At 57.3% G+C, this 2,251-nt stretch carries 1 protein-coding gene and 1 pseudogene; both read left to right on the forward strand.

The window, feature by feature from the left end:
* Positions 1-307 (forward strand): annotated as a pseudogene (locus tag ACRESD_RS02520) (hypothetical protein); the annotation flags it as partial.
* A gap of 262 nt (positions 308-569) precedes the next feature.
* The gene (locus tag ACRESD_RS02525; protein ID WP_431749481.1) at positions 570-1,595 is read left to right on the forward strand and encodes an IS110 family transposase; all 1,026 of its coding nucleotides are present in this window, start codon (positions 570-572) and stop codon (positions 1,593-1,595) included.
* Positions 1,596-2,251 lie beyond the last annotated feature (656 nt).

The following is a 2,251-nucleotide window of genomic DNA, read 5'->3' on the forward strand; positions in this document are numbered from 1 at the left end:
CAATACGGTCACTGGCGGTGCCGGCAACGACATGATGGTTGCCAGCAGTGGCAACGATATCTTCATGTTCGCAGCGGGCTTCGGGACCGATCAGATCATCGGCTTCGATGCCAACGCGGTGGGAGGCCAGGACCGGCTCGATATTTCCGCGTTCGGCGTCACTGCTGCGACCTTTGCCGGCATCGTCATCATCACCGATGTCGGTGCGGATACCTTGCTCAGCTACGCAGGACCTGACTCCATCCGCCTGGTAGGTGTGGCCGACGCAACAACCGTCACTGCCGCAGACTTCATTCTGGCCACTTGAGGTCCTGATTAGTACGGTTGCAGGGAGCGTGGACAGTGGAGGGGAGGGCAATGGATGCCCTCCATTTTTTAGGCTCTTCACGGAATCCTGGGGAGTATGATCTTGGGACTGGACTGGACTTCGGATGGGAGCTTATCCATTCGCTGTGGCGCCGCTACTGGCCCCTTCCGCCTTTACGGCGGCCTACTTAATGAGATGGTCACCCCGGCACCCTGCGGAGCCTAAGCTTTCGCAGGGTGTTTTTACTCTGGAGGCCATCACCATGAACGACGCAGCGTTAATCGGCATCGACATCGGCAAACACTCTTTTCACTTGCACGGCCAAGATAAAGCGGGCCGAGAAGTACTGCGCAAAAAGTGCTCACGGCAACAGATGATGCGTTTTTTCTCCAACCATCCCGCGTGTGTAGTAGTGATGGAGGCCTGCGCTGGAGCGCATTACCTTGCCCGCGAGCTGAAGGCCATGGGGCACGAAACCAAGCTTATTTCTCCCCAGTTCGTGCGACCTTTCGTCAAGAGCAACAAGAATGATTTTGTTGATGCTCAAGCAATATGTGAAGCAGCCTCTCGTCCCACGATGCGCTTCGTCTCACCCAAGACACAGGATCGACAGATACTTTCAGTGTCACACCGCATGCGCGAGTCGCTGATCCGCGACCGGACCAAAGCGGTGAATCAGATGCATGGTTTTCTTCTCGAGTTCGGCATCAGCCTGCCGACCGGTCTGGCAATAGTAAAACGCCTTGCCGCTATTGCCGAGGAGCACGACCTTCCCGTCCGACTCGCCACGCTGTTGCAGCGCCTACACGACCACTTTGTCTACCTGGACGAGCAAATCAAGATGCTGGACAAAGAGCTGGAGTGCCAGCTGGCTGACGATGATCTAGGCAGTCGCTTGCTGAGCATCCCGTGCGTCGGGCCGATCACCGCCAGCCTTCTGGCTGTGGAAATGGGCGATGGCCAGCAATATGGCTCTAGTCGCGATTTCGCAGCATCGGTGGGCTTGGTGCCGAAACAGTTCAGTACCGGCGGCAGACCTAACCTACAAGGGATCAGCAAGCGCGGAGACAAGCACCTTCGGAGCTTGCTGGTGCAATGTGCGCGTGTGTACATGCTGCACCTGAACCACCAGAAAGGCCCGTTAGCCGAATGGGTGCGGAGGCTGTCAATGCGGCGACACTCGAATGTGGTGGCTTGCGCTCTGGCTAACAAACTTGCACGTATCGCGTGGGCAATCACCGCTCGACACACCCGATATGAAACAGGGCCAGACGTTATGAGCGTCTGACCCTGCGGTACCGCGCAGTGCTTCACCATCATCAACATCAGGTTTTGCGAAAGCTGAAGAACAGATGAAATAAACGGCTGATCGGCCTGACGATGATCCTGGAAGAGAATTTGGCTCAACGAAGCCGCCTACTTTTTAAGGATCGTCAGGCGCGAACACTCATCGTGGCGCGGGATACGAGCCCAAAAGACGCCGGATAGATTTTAAGCCACCCATTTCATCCGTTAATCAGTATTGCAAAAAAGGGGGTGACCATAGATTTCTCTTGGGAAAAGTAGGCAAAACCGCTTGCTCCTGCATACGGCCCTACGCTGCGCTCCGGGTCCCCTCGCTACGGCGCCTTCCGGGGCCACGCGGCCTACGACTTGCTACGCCAAGTCTACGGCTCGCGTCTTCGGCTAACGCCGAAGGTGCTGCGCACTGCCCCTACAGGCACCTTCGCTCGGCCTCCTGAAGTCGCGATCTGCGGCGCCTGAACTTGCGTGCATGAAGATCAAGATCAAGAGCGAATCGGTACTCGCTTTGCCAGCGGGCTTGTCCCGCGATGGCATCAGCCTGCCTCTGCCAGAATCAGATTTCGAAGATACGCCAGCGCAGGCGCCGCCCGTAACTTCGCGACTTCAGGAGGCCGAGCGTAGGTGTCTGGAGGGGGCTGG

The organism is Pseudomonas sp., assembly GCF_050739995.1.
Taxonomy (GTDB): Bacteria; Pseudomonadota; Gammaproteobacteria; order Pseudomonadales; family Pseudomonadaceae; genus Aquipseudomonas.